The sequence below is a fragment of the Chryseobacterium bernardetii genome, assembly GCF_003815975.1.
Lineage (GTDB): Bacteria > Bacteroidota > Bacteroidia > Flavobacteriales > Weeksellaceae > Chryseobacterium > Chryseobacterium bernardetii.
The window spans coordinates 3,286,270-3,301,461 of the sequence record NZ_CP033932.1 but is presented as its reverse complement, the minus strand read 5'-3'; the positions used below and the strand labels follow the sequence as shown (position 1 = coordinate 3,301,461).

Here is a 15,192-nt window from a genome sequence, read left to right as displayed (position 1 = left end):
TTAAATTAGTGATAAATCCTACTTACTTTTGGTTTTCATCTACGAAATTGTAGAAATAAAGCCACCATAAGCAATGCTCATGATGGCTTTGGACTCAATTTACTCTTTGATAAATTTTTGTTTCAATATTGTATTATTTTTTTGAGTAACCTCAATAAAGTAAATACCAACCGGGAAATCTCCCACATTAATCTGGTTCTTTCCTGAATTTATTTTCAATCCGGCTCTGATGACACTTCCTCTTCCGTCAAAAATGGTGGCAGCTGCTTCTGACAAATCAGAATCAATGAAAAGATCTGCTTTTACCGGATTAGGATATATTTTTACCCCCTCTTTTTTAGTATCCGCAGAAATATTTCTGGTGCTTAACGATCCGAAGTTTAAAGGAAGAACGTTGGCAGAATAGGTATTTTCCTCAGTAAGATATGCTTTGAAAGATCCTATTGCAGGTTCACTTCCGGCTGTTACTTTATAGAAGCCTGTTACCCCGTTTTCTGTTTTCAGCACATAAGCATTGGCCGGAACTTTTATGCTCTGATAAACTCCGTTCATCTGGTTAACAGTAATTGCTTTGGGTGTGGAAACATTTCCTGAACCATTGAAAGTAATATTCCCTGTTGCATTGATGATTACCGGAGTGTTTGCAGGAATGATTCCGTTTGTAATTGCGGTACAACTGATATTACTGGCATTCGGAGACATCATATAAGCAGTAACCCCGGACGGTATATTCGCCTGGAACGGCAGGATCAGCACATCATAGCCATTAAATGTACGGCTGTAAGAAGCTGTATTGGCTGTAAAGTTAAATGGTACCTGAAAATCCATACCCTGACCGGAAAGGACAAGATTTGAACAAGCTGTACCTGAAATCACATTATTGGCAGATGAATTTACGTTTGAATTCACATAATAAATGCTGTTAGAGTTAGCACTCATAGGCTGCCAGTTATTGGAGGAAGTAACTCCTGCTGCATTTCTGAAGTCTACAGAAGTGTAGTAGCCATTTTCCAGCGCATCCATCAGATAGCTGTCGCTTGCGGAATAGGTTCCTCCGAATTTAGAAGCAATTTCATTACCTACATTGAAATAAACATCACCCAGATTAATCGTAAGCACAGAGCTGTAATTGGAATTTCTCAGTCCTAAAATCCCTTTGCAACCGTCTGTAAGAACCTGTCTTGAAATATCTAAGGTAATATCAAAATTTCCTCCCTGCGGAAAATTAATCTTACCGTAATTATATGATTTCGTTACTCCCTGGCTGTTGATGTAATATAAAGTCGTATTGTCCGAATAGCTTTGTCCCGCTGTTGTATAGCTGTTTACATGCAGGATCAGTTTATTGTACCGGTCATTAAGCTGAAGATATCCGTTAGCCGCAGTCATATTATTACTGATAAGAGGACTTGGATTGGAGAACGTCACCGTTGTATTGCTGATATTGAATCCTGTTCCAAAAGATGTACTGGTAGCCGTTTGTGTCTCAATTTTATTATAATGAATATCCCCGCCTGTCATCAGAGAAGCAGGCCTGTCGCCACTTTTATTGAAAACAAAAGTCATGACACTGGAAGGGCTGATATCAGCAGTAGGCCGGAATGTTGCCGTACTCAAAGAAATAGGTGTGGGGACCATATTGGATTGTGTATTGGTCAATACTTTTGTTCCTGAAGTCGTGTAGAAAGGCAGGTCAACCTTCAGGCTATACGTATTCTGAGAAGGATTAATGACCATAAGAACCACCTGATTACCATCCTGGGAAATATAGGAAGAACCTTGTAAGACTCCGGTTTTGTCATCCCATTTTGCTTCTATTCTCGTCTTTCCTGTTGTGTACTTCGCATAATGTGAAAGAATATAGCCTCTTTTCGTCATTACACCCGCAGGAGTTCCGTAAGTTCCGTCACCCATTAAGCCATAATAACGTTTGGCAGAATAATGGATCCATGCATTGACATTACCCAATAATGCATTGTTGACGCTGCCGGCAAAGGTAAATGCATCTGTATTCCAGCTGAAATCTCTTGCCGGCTGTGTGGATGAAGAGTTCCAGTTAATCAGATATTCTGTCTGCCAGATTTCTTTGTTGTAATTCTGGAATTGTTTGTAGGTAGACTGCATAAGCCCATATTGATGCCCGCCATACACTTCAAAATTAGCCATTGCCGCAGGATCCAGCAAAGCACTGGCAAAATTATCCGTAAATCCCACACTTTCCGGGGCAATCACTTTACAATTGATAAGCTGTCCGTAATTTTTGATAAAATTAGTGATCTGTGCAGGAGTCCAGATGCATCCCTGATACTGGGCCATCTCATCCGGTTCATTTTGAATGGAGATATAATCAAGATCAACTCCGTTGTTCTGAAGATAGGTAACAAAGCTGTTAAGATAAAGCGCATAATCCTGGTAATTTTCCGGCTTTAAATATCCTACCTGCTGTACACCATTGGCGTCAGTGTAAACAGCATTGACATGGTTATTGGTTTTCCAGGCCGCAGGCATTGTCCACGGTGAAGCAAAAATGGTAAGCCCCATAGATTTGGCAAGCTGTGCTGTAGCCAGTACAGAACTCCAGTTGCTGCTATTCTCGGGAATATATAATCTCATAATATTATATCCACCTTCACTGGAAGCTCCCCAAAGCGCCTGAATTTCTGAGGTAGACATATGGTTATACGCAAACTGAGGACTGCAGACAAATCCTCCGAACCCTTTTATTTTCTGATAAGATGTGTTCTTATCAATTTTTACAGTAGTAAGCTGCCCATACGCCAGACAGCTGAAAAACAAACATATAGAATGAATACTGAGAAGATTTAAAAGTTTTTTCATAATGGTTTAGTTTTAGATAGTCGTGATTTTGGTTTAAGACAATTAATGTAAGGGCAATAGATTCCCCATCAAGACGGTTAATTTTCAAAAACCGTCAGGAAAATACCCTGAATGATATCAGGCAGCGATCTGTTAAATAAAGTTGCTTACAAAATCATTCGCTGTTCTTTCTCTTCGTTCTCTGTGAGGGAACTGTATTTCAGATTGGAATGTAAATAAAATTAGTGTTTCATAATTAAAGTGTTGTTTGTGATGAGTATTGGAACATTCAGTGAAGCATTTCGCTTTCGGGAGCGCCCAGGTAAGAGGGTTTTAATCCTCCGGTGTTGATCAATATCTTTTCAAGGACAATGCCCGGTTCCAGCACTCTGAAACGTAAAGTGTGTTTTCCTTCCTGCTGAACCGAATGTTTTGTAACGGATTTAATAATATGTTCGGACTGCCATCTTCCCAATTCTCCTTTGTAATGACCATTGAAGTTAACAATTTGCGGAGTCTCGTTATCAAAAGAAATTTCGTAACGCAATCCTTTATTATGATTAAAGTTTAAAGTCGGTGCTAATAATAACTGGACTTCAAACTCCCCTTTTGATTCAAAATTGACATCATATTCAAGCCAGATATTTTCATCGCTTTTTGGATATACATTCTGTGGAAAGGTTGTCACACCGGATTTTGTTTTTCCGAAATCAGGAATCACTTCCCAATGGATTCGGTCAGAATTGCTTATTCTTGCAAAATTTTCTGCTTCAATGGAAACATAGCCGTTTTTCTCCTGAAATACCTTTTCTTTGGGAACCTCAGCGTCAGAAATATAGGTCACTTCAGGCATTATATTTTCTTTTCCGTCTGCCCAACTTTTATATCCTATCCTCATCTGATCCATCATATGCTTCCATTTTCCTCCGGCAATCACATTATTGTATTGATTATCCAGATAAGCGTTTCTTTCAAAACATGTCTTCACTTTATCTGCGTAGAAATTGGCTTCAGGATCTTTTTTTGCTGCCAGTTCCCTGTTTTTTGCCACCGCATAGTACATTTCGTATAAATTACTGCATGCATCAATTGGGTACAAAACCAACTGATAATACGCATCCTGATATTCTGCAGGAATCTGCTCTTTTAACCGTAAGGCGTCTACGGCCAATGCTCTGTAATCATTTAAAACCGTTTCAAATTCATGGTAATTCTCTAGGCTGTACGTTTTGCTGTCAAGCGTTTCAGGAGTTACTCTTCTGTTGTATTTGGAATACAGATTAATCATCCCGGCAATTTCTTTTGCATGTTTTTCACCAAACTGCTGAGCAGCCCATTTCTCAGTATATTCCAAAAGGTTTTTAGCATTAAACTGCTTCGGATTCCAGGCCATTTCCAGGAAAAAACTGATCGGAAACTCCATAGGTTTTAAATCTCCTACATTCACTACCCAAAGCTTATCTACTTTATGTTCATAGGAAAGGTTCATCTGTTCCCAGACTCTCTGGATAGGGCTTATGTTGATCCATTTGGAGTTTCTCGGGCCACCTACATAATCGAAGTGGTAATAGATTCCATATCCTCCTTTATGCAAAGGCTTTGAAAGGTCCGGAAGCTTTCTTACATTTCCCCAGTTATCATCACAGAAAAGCAGAATAACATCATCCGGAACCCTCATTCCTTTATCATAATAGTCCTGAACTTCTTTATACAATGCCCAGACTTGAGGTGTTTTCTCCGCTTTCTTTCCGGTAACATCAGCGATGATTTTACGTTGGTCTTTTACAATTTTTTCCAGCAGGGAAATATTGGTTCCCTCTCCCATCGCTTCATCACCATCACCCCGCATTCCTACTGTAACAAGTTTTTCCCAGTTTTTGCTTCTCTCCATTCCGGATTTCCAGAATTTCTGTAAAACCTCCGCATTTTTAGCATAATCCCAGACATTCGGGAGGTTATTTTTTTTGATATACCTGTGCCAGTCGGTTTGTGCCAAAGCCATAGGCTCATGGTGGGAAGTTCCCATGACAATACCCATTTCATTTGCTAACGGCCCGCTCAGAGGATCGTCGTCATAGAATGCTTTCCCCCACATTGCCGGCCAGATGTAATTTCCTTTAAGACGCAGAATCAGTTCAAAAACTTTTTCGTAAAATTTAGAATTAACTCCGCCAAAAGTTGCTCTTGCCCAGCCTCCAAGTGAAGGTTCTTCATCGTTAAGGAAAATACCGCGATACTCTACAGCAGGCTCACCATCAGTATATATTCCTTTTTTAAAGTATACATTTTCTTTTTTCTCAACCGGAACATCTGCCCAGTAATACCATGGTGAAACACCTATCTGCTGAGACATTTCATAGATCCCGTAAATGGTTCCCCTTTTATCACTTCCTGCAACCACAATGGCCTCAGAAACGCCCGGAAAAGGATTACTGACATTCTGAATGATATATTTTTCTCTTTTCCCTGTTAATGCTTTTCCATCCAGCTTTTTTTGTCTGATCAAAGCATCAATGGTTTTGCTTTTACCTGCTTCACCAATAATGATCATCATTCCATTCACTCCGGAACTTTGGGAAATAAGCTCAGGCTGAACACCGGTTACTTTTTGAAAATCAGATTGAAGATTCGCAACGGCACGTAGAATTCCTTTGTCCGAATCGCTGTCTGAAAACAGGATCAACCCTGAATTGCGCTCTTTCAATACCATCGAATTTTCTGTCTTAACAAAAGAAATAAATGGTTCGGTTGCTTTTACAAAAAATATAAACAACAACGTAAGAAACAGCGAAATGTTTTTTGTAAAATTCATACTATATCTTTTTGATTTTAATTTTTAAATAAGTTCAGATCCACAAATTCTCCCATTCTTCTGTAACCGGCTTCATTGGGATGAAGAAAATCATGATCGTGCATATTGTTCAAGATGACTTCCGGATTTTCACTCTGCATATGTTGGGCAAAATCGATGACGGCATCAAACTTCCCGCTGTTCCTGATCCAATCGTTTACTTTTTTCCAGGCCTCGATACGGAAAGGTTTGTCGTAGAACGACTTTCCGAAAGGAAGAATCGTTGCTCCGTATACTTTGATTCCGTTAGCATGTGCCTTATCAATCATCACCTGGTAAGCTGCAATCAGTTCTTCTGTTCTTTTGGAAGCGTCATCAGGATCTCCTGTTCCTCCCAGATCATTCACTCCTTCCAGAATGATCAGCCATTTTACGCCCTGCTGATTGAGGATGTTATAATCGAAACGGTCTAATGCTGTAGGACCCAAACCACCACGCACTACACAATTCCCACCAATCCCGAAATTAAGGACACTTATATTCCTGGTAGAAGGATTAGCCAATAACCGCTGAGAAAAAATATCCGGCCAGCGATTCTGTCTGTTGGTTCCCGATCCTCTTCCATCGGTAATGGAATTCCCCATAATAGCCACCGCATACGAAGGTTCACCGGTCTTTACATCGATGTTAAAAAGCGAATACCAATGATCTGTTTTTACAGGATTTTTAAACACTGTAGCATTGGCCTGCTCACCTTTAACAATAAAAGAGGTTGTTCTTGACCCCGGATGTCCGGTGACAGATTGGGTTACTTTTGTATAGGAAATTGTAATAGCCAGTAACGAATTAGGCTTCAGGTTAAAGTTCACTTCATCAGAATAAATATCGGATCCGGGAGCAATTTTAAAACTGTTTTTCTTCTCAAACGTTAATGATCTGATGCTGGTTGCATCCACATTACTGCTATCGGACGGCACGGCAATAGAAACGGCTTTTACCTCCAGGCTATCCATGGAATATTTGTTGGAGAAACGTAGCCGCAGTTTTTTCCCACCCACAGATACACGCACAACCTGACGCAGGGTGTTCCCCGAAAGCCCTGGTTCCGGCGCAAGGTTTTTAGGTTCCACCAATTGGGGAGCTGTTGCCCAGGTAGTGAGCCACTGGTCTTTGGAAGACTGCTTTTCCAGACTCTGTGAGGAAGAGCAGGAAACCAAAAATCCCGAAATGATAAAGATATATAAGTTTTTGAAGCGCATTTTTTCTGTTTTTTCGTTTTTTCTCAACTCTCCGGATATTGACCAATCCTTAATTTTTCAATACAAATCCTCCGTTCGGCTGAATTTCAATCGTAAAATCAACTTTTGCATTCACTTTCACTTCTTTTTCTGATGTATTTCCTTTTGCATCATCATTGATAAGTTTCAGGTTTTTCCCGGCGAACATCGGAAGTTTTATTTTCAGTTTTTGGGATTGCTTCTCAGCATTTACGCCAGCCACATACCACTGATCCGCATGTCTTCTCGCAACCACGACATATTTCCCGGGATAACCGTCTATGAAAACTGTCTCATCCCAAAGTGTCGGAACTTCTTTCATAAAGCTGAGCTGAAATTCCGGAGCATCGGTCAGGTTATTCGGCATTACACCAAACATTTGAACGGGATTCTGAAACAGGATTGCTGTAGCCAACTGAAAGCCGTCCGTAGTATGTCTTTTATTTTTATCCCTGTTGGATTTCGTTAAATATTTGTTGAGGAAAGTGCCGCCAAACTCCATACTTCCCACTGTATTTCTGATGAAAGGATGAAGTGTGGCAAAAAAAGCTTCCTGTTTCCGTACATCTTCTAAGAAATAAAGCATTTCTGAGGCAAGAACGGCCTCACTTCCGGCATAATTCGGGTACATTACTTCCCAGCCTCTCGGTAAAGTAGCTCCATGGAAAATAATGGTTAGTCCAAAATCATTGGCATCTGATAAAATATCTTCATAAAGACGCATGGTTTCCTGTTTGTCTCCTCCGAAGAAATCCACTTTCAGTCCTTTTACACCAACATCTTTAAGCCATTTCATTTCCTTTTTACGTTCAACGGATGAGCTCATTTTATTTCTCGGTCCCATCGGTGCATCATTCGCAGCACCGTTGGAATTGTACCAGAGTAATACTCCCACGTTTTTCGATTTTGCATATTGAATAAGCTCTTTCATGCGGTCTTTACCTATGTTTTTATCCCAAAGCGCATCCATAAGAATAAACTGATAATTCAGTGCAGTAGCAAGGTCTATGAATTTCACCTGATCATCATAATTCATACTGTTATCCTGCCACAGAATCCAGCTCCAGGTAGATTTTCCGAACTGATACTCCTGTGACGGCTCATACATCGGATCTACCACATCAAAAGGAATGGTAGTTTCTACGATGGGTTTCAGGGAGCTGCCTACTGTAATTGTTCTCCACGGTGTTTTTCCGGGAAGAGAAACAGCTGCTCCGGTACTTCCGAAACCGTTATTTTCAGCAATATTCGGATAAGCTACTTTGTAAAGATTTTTTTCTGCTGTGGTTTCAAGGTGTGAAGCACAATACGTACCGTTCACTCCTGTCTCAGAAAGTAATACCCAACCCTCATTTCCAATATGGAACAGGCCAGGGAAAACGTATCCGTAATCAGATGGCATTCCCAGCTCAGCATCAGCTTTATAACCGCTTTCATAACTTGGCGCTGTGCGGGCAAATCCCGTCATCGGCTTCATCATAGGTGAAAGAAAAGTAGTCGTCTGTGACGGGAATCTGTATCCTGTGGTTTCTGACTGTACCACAACACTCAGCCGTTCTTTCATCGGTGGAATATTATAACGGAAAGCAATATTGTTGTTGCTCACCTGAAATTCAATGCCTATTTCATGCTGATCTGCATTGATGAAATTAGCCGATAAAGTATTGGCTTTGTAATCAATCTCAGATTTTTTGATTTTTTCGTTCGTATATTTCTTAGAAACGATATCTTTTTTGCTGTCCACAAACTTCATATTCTTTGAGAAATCGGACTCATTGGTGACTAAGCCTAACGGGGATTTTTCAAGCATTATTTTTCCCTGAAGGATAACATCATAAAAGGCTTTCCCATCTTCTGAAAAAACCTGAAGTTTCAGATGTCCATCAGGGCTTGAAATTTCTGCTACCTGCGCAAAGCTTTTGCTGATAAGAAACAGGCTGAATACGATATATAAAACTTTTTTTCTCATAACTCAATTATTTTCAAGAAAGGTCCAGTAATCGAAATACATAATATCTGTTGAGGCTTTTCCATTGAATACAAAGTACAGATCATGAATACCGGTAATCTTTTCAGCCATCGGAACTTTTATTGTTTCCCAGCGGTCATCTCCACCCGTCATCGGAACCTTTACCGTTGCAGCAACCGGGCCGTTCACAGCATCCAGATGAACGGTCATTGTTACGTCACTGTTATGGGTAGTCCCTACTCTTGCAGAAAAAGAACTAGCTCCTTTTTTCTGGAAATCAACGTTCTTTACACTGGTATACGCTCCATTTTTCTTTGCTTTGATGAAAACACCAACCTCTTTATTCTGATAGGATTTTACATTTTCCGACCAGGCAATCATTTCTGCCTGATTGAATGAATAAGGATTAACTGTTGCGATAGCTTTTGTAATTCCGTTAGTCATTTTAAATGGCGAAATGGATCCATCTTTATTGAAGGTAAGCTCTTCCAGACTTACCGATCTTGTAAAACCGCTTCCGCCCGGCAATGCACCATTGTGATAAAAGAAATAGGTTTTCCCCCGGAAATCAATAACACCGGGATGATTGGTGAATGATTTCCCTTCAGTAGGCATTACAATTCCTCCATATTTCCAGGGTCCCTGTGCTGTTTTACCTGTAGAATATCCTATGAATTCAGGAAGCGGGCCACCCGGCCAGAAAAGATAATACAGGTTTTTCCTTTTGTACAGCCACGGGCCTTCCTCGTATTTTGTGGGTCTTTCCGGGTTAGGCTTTCCGTCTCTTTTGCCAAATGATTCTTCGGTCATCGGAACTTCTACAATATTTCCGGAATAGGAGATCATATCTTCATTCAGTTTTACGTATTTAAGCTTAGGATTTCCCCAGTACATGTGTGCCTGACCGTCATCATCTACAAAAACGGTGGGATCAATATCTCCCCATTCGCTCTGAACAAGAGGTTTTCCCAGCGGATCATGAAAAGGCCCCAACGGGCTGTCACCAACGGCAACCCCTATAGCGCCTTTGTTATTGGTTTTGGACCACATCGGAACGTACATAAAAAACTTTCCGTTTCTTTCTACACATTGTGCAGCCCAGGCATCCCGTTTTGCCCAGTCGAAATCTTTATATGAGAGGATTGTCCCGTGATCTGTCCAGTTGACCATATCGTTGGTGGAATACACTTTCCAGTCGTTCATGGTAAACCAGGTAGAATCGTCTTCATCGTGTGTGGTATATACATACAGCCTGTCATTGTACACCATTGGTGCCGGGTCTGCAGTATAATTGGTCTGAATAATAGGGTTCTGCGCTGATAAACTTTCGGAAAAACCTATCAAACAAAGCCCCAGTATATATTGTATTGTATTTTTCATAGTCATTTTTATTTTTTCTGAAAGCTCCAGTAATCGAAATTAAACAGCTTTCTCCCTGCCGTAATATTTTTTCCCTGGAACACAAAATACAGATCGTGAACACCGGAAACGGATTCTGAAATTTTTGAGGTCAGGGTTTTGAACTCTTCCCAGCCACCGGTTCTCGGAATCTCAATCTGAGCTATTTTCGGTCCTTTAACATCATCCAGATGAACTTCCAAAATTCCGCCATCAATTCCTGCGGCAACGGAAGCTGAAAATGCAGAAGCCCCTTTTTCAAAATCTACCGAACGGACCCTGATATATCCTCCTGCTCTGGCATCGGAGACATACACTCCGGTTTTCCTGTTTTCGGAAGTGCTGCATTTTTCCAACCATGCCATAGTTTCGGCTTCGGTTCTCTGATATGGATTTAAGATTCCAGCCGGAGCTACACCTTCTTTGGTCATTATAATCTTCGGAATAGTCCCGTCAGCATTATATCTGAATTCTTCTACAGCAGTTGAGCGTCCGTAGCTTCCTCCGGCCGGCAATAGTCCGGTATGGTAAAACAGATAGGACTTTCCTTTGAAATCGATAATTCCGCCATGGTTGGTAAAGCTGTTGGTCGGCTGGTCGGTCATTATTTTCCCCTGATATTTCCACGGCCCGGTTGGCGATGGGCTGGTTGAATAGGATAAACATTCTGTTCTTCCGGTCATTCCGGCGTACATCATATAGTATTGATTGTTACGCTTGTAAAGCCATGGCCCTTCTACATATACATCATCAAATTTTTCCTGTTTTTGCAGAACTTCATCACTTTTCCCGGGGCGTCTCAGCCCGCCAAAAGCTTCCACCGATTGCGGAATTTCTGTGATTTTCCCCTGATAGGAAGTCATATCTTTATTGAGTTTCACATAAAATAATTTACTGTTTCCCCAATACAGATAAGCCTGCCCGTCATCATCTATAAAAACCGTCGGGTCAATATTATCCCAGGTTCCGGTTGAAATCAGAGGTTTTCCCAAAGCATCTCTGAAAGGCCCGGTAGGACTGTCAGACACCGCAACCCCAATAGCCATATTGTTGTCAACGGTCTGTGCACAGATATACCAGTAGAATTTACCATTTCTTTCAATACACTGTGCTGCCCAGGCCCTATCCCGCGCCCAGCTGAAAGACTCTAAAGAAATAGGAGAACCATGGTCTGTATAATTGACCATATCTTTCGTGGAATACACCCGCCATTTGGTCATTGTATAAAAATCAAATCCCGGCTGATCATCCCCTGTATAAACATACATTTTTCCTTTATAGACCATGGGAGCCGGATCTGGCGTAAAGTGGTTCTGAATAACCGGATTCTGCGCAGAAATACCAATCCCTGCCAACAGAAAAGAAAGTGTGATATATTTTAAGTTTCGTTGATTCATATCTTAATCTTATTTATTTGAGTGAAATGAATTTATAATAGGCAACGCCATGTGCCGGAATGTCCAATGAAAGACCTTTTTTGTCCGTATTGATTTCTGCAATATCCTTCTGTCTCCAAAGGTCACGAACCGTCTGAACACCGGAAATCCCTAATTTTTTGAAATCTTTATATGGCAGCGTCACTTTTTCTCTTCCGAAATTGGTAAAAGCCACCGCTTTGCTTCCGTCCTCCAATTCTTTGACATAAATTCTGAGCTCACCAATGGTCTGCAAACAAACACCCTGTTTTCCCAAAGCATCCTGATTGACGGCAATAACTTCGTCATTCGTCAGAAGGTTTAAAGTGAAATCATCCAATTTCTCAAGATCACAGCCAATCAGCAACGGGGCTGAAAAAATGCTCCACAGACTCATATGAAGATACTGTTCATCAGGCTTCAACCGGCTCTGATGTGGATTTCCCCAGCCAACAACGCCAACAACCAGCATATCCGGATCGTTCCGGTTTCCGGGTTTCGCAAAAGGAGCTGCCTTGTCCTGAGCAAGGGCAATATTCTTTACGCTTGACCATGTATCTGTAATATCGTTGGTGGTACGCCAGGATTGTGCATTGACCTCATCACCCCACTTCCATACATCACCCATTCCATATTGGCAGAGGTTGTACACGATGTCTCTCGGCTGCTGCTTCAAAAGACTTCCCATCAGTTTGAACGGTTTCACGCCTTTATCCGGATCTCCGCCGCCCTGAAAGGCAAGAGAAGGAACTTTATTGGGATCATTATCCGGCAGCCCGTCAATTACACCGCCATAGCTGCACCAGTCATATTTCAGGTAATCAACGCCCCATTTGGTATAGCTTTCAGCATCCTGTTTTTCGTAACCATAGCTTCCGGCACATCCGCCACAGGTCCATGGACCGGGGGAAGAATAAATTCCCATTTTCAAGCCATTGTTATGCATGTAGTCTGCAAGACCTTTCATATCAGGAAATTTGGAATTGGTCAGGATATAACCGTTTTCATCGCGCATTTTTCCTTGGAATGAAGGGTCTTTTCCATCTCTGTTATACTGCCAGGAATCATCAATATTGATATAATTCCATCCATGATTGATTAGTCCCGACTTTATAAGGGCATCTGCTGTACGTTTCACTTTATCGGCAGAAACTTCATGTCCGAAGCAGTTCCAGCTATTCCAGCCCATTGTAGGCGTGAGAGCGATTCTGTCTCCGCTTTCTATTTTTAATTTTTTTGAAACTGAACCTTTCGCATTTTTAGCATTCAAAGTCACTTCATAACTTCCTTTAGAATCTATTTTTCCAGTGATGATTCCGGTCTGTGAATCTATTGTTAAACCTTTCGGAAGGTTTTTAGCCACAAAAGTCATTGGTCTGTCACCCGTTGCTGCAACCCTGAACAAAAAAGGTGAGCCAGGACGGACTCCGTAAACGCCTGCTGAATTAATTTTTGGAGCTGCCGCAGCTTTTGGCGTCAAAATATAAGGTACAGATGAAATCGGGTTAAATGTTGTCAGTTTTGCGCCTTCTGTTTCAAACTTAGCATCTGCCCAATCGGCGTGGTCATAATAAGGTCCGTTTCCGCCGTCTGTTACGACTAATTCTAATTGTTTTACACCTTCCAGCAAAACGGAAACAGGCTTTGCTTTATCGCCTAATTTCATGACCCCGCTTGACCAAAGTTTTTTGTTGTCGCCGTAAATTTCAAATTCGGCAGCGGGATTCTGCCCTTTGATTTCATCATCCATTCCCACCATTGCGGTAAAGCTTTTTGCTTTGCCATTTAATTTAATCAACAAAGAACTTTCAGCGTGGGTTCCGAAGCCTCTTTTGAAAACTTCGCCGGCAATGGTTATAGGTTTTCCGTCCACCGAAGTATTGATGCCCGGTTTTCCGTGCCCCTGTGTTACAACGCTCAAATCCAACTGGTCTAACCAAACGGTTGACTGCGCATTTAAACAGTATCCGGCAATGAGAAAGCTGAAAATAAAGAGTTTAAATCTGAACATTTTTAAAATTGTAACTGATATATTAATATAACTCATAACAATGACTAAAGTTTTGGCTAAAGCCAATTGTATTCTTTCTTTATAAAATGGGCTAAAGCCCATTCCTGTTGATATTCCTGAATTCAGTTTTAATTTTCATTAAATTTCCACCAATCGAAATAGAAAAGGTCTTTTTCTCCTTTAAAAACAAAATATAAATCGTGGATTCCTCTTACACTTTTCAGAGGTGTATTAATAGTCTTATATAAGTCGCCCTCACCTTTTCCTGTAACGTTAACAACGCCAAGCACAGGCCCGTTAAGAGCATCTGAACGTACTTCTATTTTTCCTCCATAGAGAGAAGCGACATTCACATCCAAAGATTTTACGCCTTTGGAAAAATCTACTCCCTGGATTTTAATATAATCACCATTGTTAATTGAGGTAACGATGATACGGTCTGTGATTTTTTTGCCTCTGTTATAGGGTTGATTGCGTTCCCATTCTGTGACCATTTCTGTTTTCAGGCCTTCGCTGTAAGCCATGGTTTCTGCTTCAACTTTTTTATAAGGATTCAGAGTACCCACTCTTTTTGCACCATCCGCAGTCCAGAAAGGAAGCTTCTGAATGGTTCCATCTGCATTGTAGGTAATTTCTGTGACACTGACAGACCGGCGTTCGTAATGCTTGCTCATGGTCTGCATCCTAAGCATATGGTTGAATCCGAAAACATAAGATCTGCCTTTGAAATCTATAATACCGGGATGATTTCCGCTGGATCTCTGGTCGCCATCCATAATCACGCCTCCATAATTCCAGGGTCCTGTAGGTGATTTTGCCATAGCGTAACCAATCCCTTCCGGGCAACATTTTGATGCGTAAGCCATATAATAATGGTTATTTCTTTTCCAAACCCAAGGTCCTTCCTGATACTTGAAAGGATCTGGCAGGTCTTTCACCTTCGCAAAAGAAGGGTCTTTGGTGATTGGTCCTGCAAGAGATATCATATCTTCATTTAGTTTAGCATACCAAAGATTCGGATTTCCCCAGTACAGATAAGCCTGCCCGTCGTCAATTAAAACTGTGGGATCGATGTCATCCAGAGAATTTTTGATCAAATGCTTGCCAATAGGATCGGTGAAAGGACCGTACGGACTGTCCGCCACTAAAACACCAATCCCCATATTGTTCGGCATTGGACAATACATATAGAATTTTCCTTTTCTTTCGATAACCTGTGGTGCCCAGGCACCGTTCTCGGTATTTACCCATTTAAAATCTTTGAGCGAAGCCACTACACCGTGGTCTGTCCAATTGACCATATCTGTGGAAGTGTAGAGTAACCAGTCTTTCATTTTGAATCCGAAAGCATCGTCCTCATCATGGCTCGTATAAAGATAAACCGTATCCTTATAAACCATCGGGGCCGGGTCTGCAGTATACTTGGTTTGGATAATCGGATTTTGAGCGAAAGAAATCTGGAAAAATCCCAATGCTAATATCAAACTTAAATTTTTCATACTCCTAATATTTTA

Annotated in this window: 8 protein-coding genes; all 8 read right to left on the bottom strand. The window is 41.1% G+C overall.

Going from position 1 to position 15,192, the window contains the following annotated elements:
* Positions 1-99 precede the first annotated feature (99 nt).
* The 8 genes from EG339_RS15055 to EG339_RS15020 all read right to left on the bottom strand — a co-directional run bounded on the left by EG339_RS15055 (position 100) and on the right by EG339_RS15020 (position 15,177).
* Entirely contained in the window at positions 100-2,838 is a 2,739-nt protein-coding gene (locus EG339_RS15055; protein ID WP_123870792.1) for a T9SS type A sorting domain-containing protein, read from the bottom strand.
* Positions 2,839-3,106: 268 nt separating this feature from the next.
* Positions 3,107-5,629 (bottom strand): glycosyl hydrolase 115 family protein, encoded by a 2,523-nt coding sequence (locus EG339_RS15050; protein WP_123870791.1) that lies wholly within the window; start codon positions 5,627-5,629, stop codon positions 3,107-3,109.
* Between the two features lie 17 nt (positions 5,630-5,646).
* On the bottom strand, positions 5,647-6,867 hold the full coding sequence (locus EG339_RS15045; protein ID WP_123870790.1) for an SGNH/GDSL hydrolase family protein: 1,221 nt from the start codon (positions 6,865-6,867) through the stop codon (positions 5,647-5,649).
* A gap of 49 nt (positions 6,868-6,916) precedes the next feature.
* Positions 6,917-8,854 (bottom strand): glycoside hydrolase family 97 protein, encoded by a 1,938-nt coding sequence (locus EG339_RS15040; RefSeq protein WP_123870789.1) that lies wholly within the window; start codon positions 8,852-8,854, stop codon positions 6,917-6,919.
* A gap of 3 nt (positions 8,855-8,857) precedes the next feature.
* On the bottom strand, positions 8,858-10,234 hold the full coding sequence (locus tag EG339_RS15035) for a glycoside hydrolase family 43 protein (protein WP_185147653.1): 1,377 nt from the start codon (positions 10,232-10,234) through the stop codon (positions 8,858-8,860).
* Positions 10,235-10,242: 8 nt separating this feature from the next.
* The gene (locus tag EG339_RS15030; protein ID WP_123870788.1) at positions 10,243-11,649 is read right to left on the bottom strand and encodes a glycoside hydrolase family 43 protein; all 1,407 of its coding nucleotides are present in this window, start codon (positions 11,647-11,649) and stop codon (positions 10,243-10,245) included.
* A gap of 13 nt (positions 11,650-11,662) precedes the next feature.
* Positions 11,663-13,678: an NPCBM/NEW2 domain-containing protein gene (locus tag EG339_RS15025; protein ID WP_123870787.1), complete on the bottom strand. Its 2,016-nt coding sequence runs from the start codon at positions 13,676-13,678 to the stop codon at positions 11,663-11,665.
* A gap of 128 nt (positions 13,679-13,806) precedes the next feature.
* Positions 13,807-15,177: a glycoside hydrolase family 43 protein gene (locus EG339_RS15020; RefSeq protein WP_123870786.1), complete on the bottom strand. Its 1,371-nt coding sequence runs from the start codon at positions 15,175-15,177 to the stop codon at positions 13,807-13,809.
* Positions 15,178-15,192 lie beyond the last annotated feature (15 nt).

Coding starts and splice junctions, on each gene's coding strand:
- EG339_RS15055 (WP_123870792.1), bottom strand. CDS start 2,838: ATGAAAAAACTTTTAAATCTTCTCAGTATTCATTCTATATGTTTGTTT.
- EG339_RS15050 (WP_123870791.1), bottom strand. CDS start 5,629: ATGAATTTTACAAAAAACATTTCGCTGTTTCTTACGTTGTTGTTTATA.
- EG339_RS15045 (WP_123870790.1), bottom strand. CDS start 6,867: ATGCGCTTCAAAAACTTATATATCTTTATCATTTCGGGATTTTTGGTT.
- EG339_RS15040 (WP_123870789.1), bottom strand. CDS start 8,854: ATGAGAAAAAAAGTTTTATATATCGTATTCAGCCTGTTTCTTATCAGC.
- EG339_RS15035 (WP_185147653.1), bottom strand. CDS start 10,234: ATGAAAAATACAATACAATATATACTGGGGCTTTGTTTGATAGGTTTT.
- EG339_RS15030 (WP_123870788.1), bottom strand. CDS start 11,649: ATGAATCAACGAAACTTAAAATATATCACACTTTCTTTTCTGTTGGCA.
- EG339_RS15025 (WP_123870787.1), bottom strand. CDS start 13,678: ATGTTCAGATTTAAACTCTTTATTTTCAGCTTTCTCATTGCCGGATAC.
- EG339_RS15020 (WP_123870786.1), bottom strand. CDS start 15,177: ATGAAAAATTTAAGTTTGATATTAGCATTGGGATTTTTCCAGATTTCT.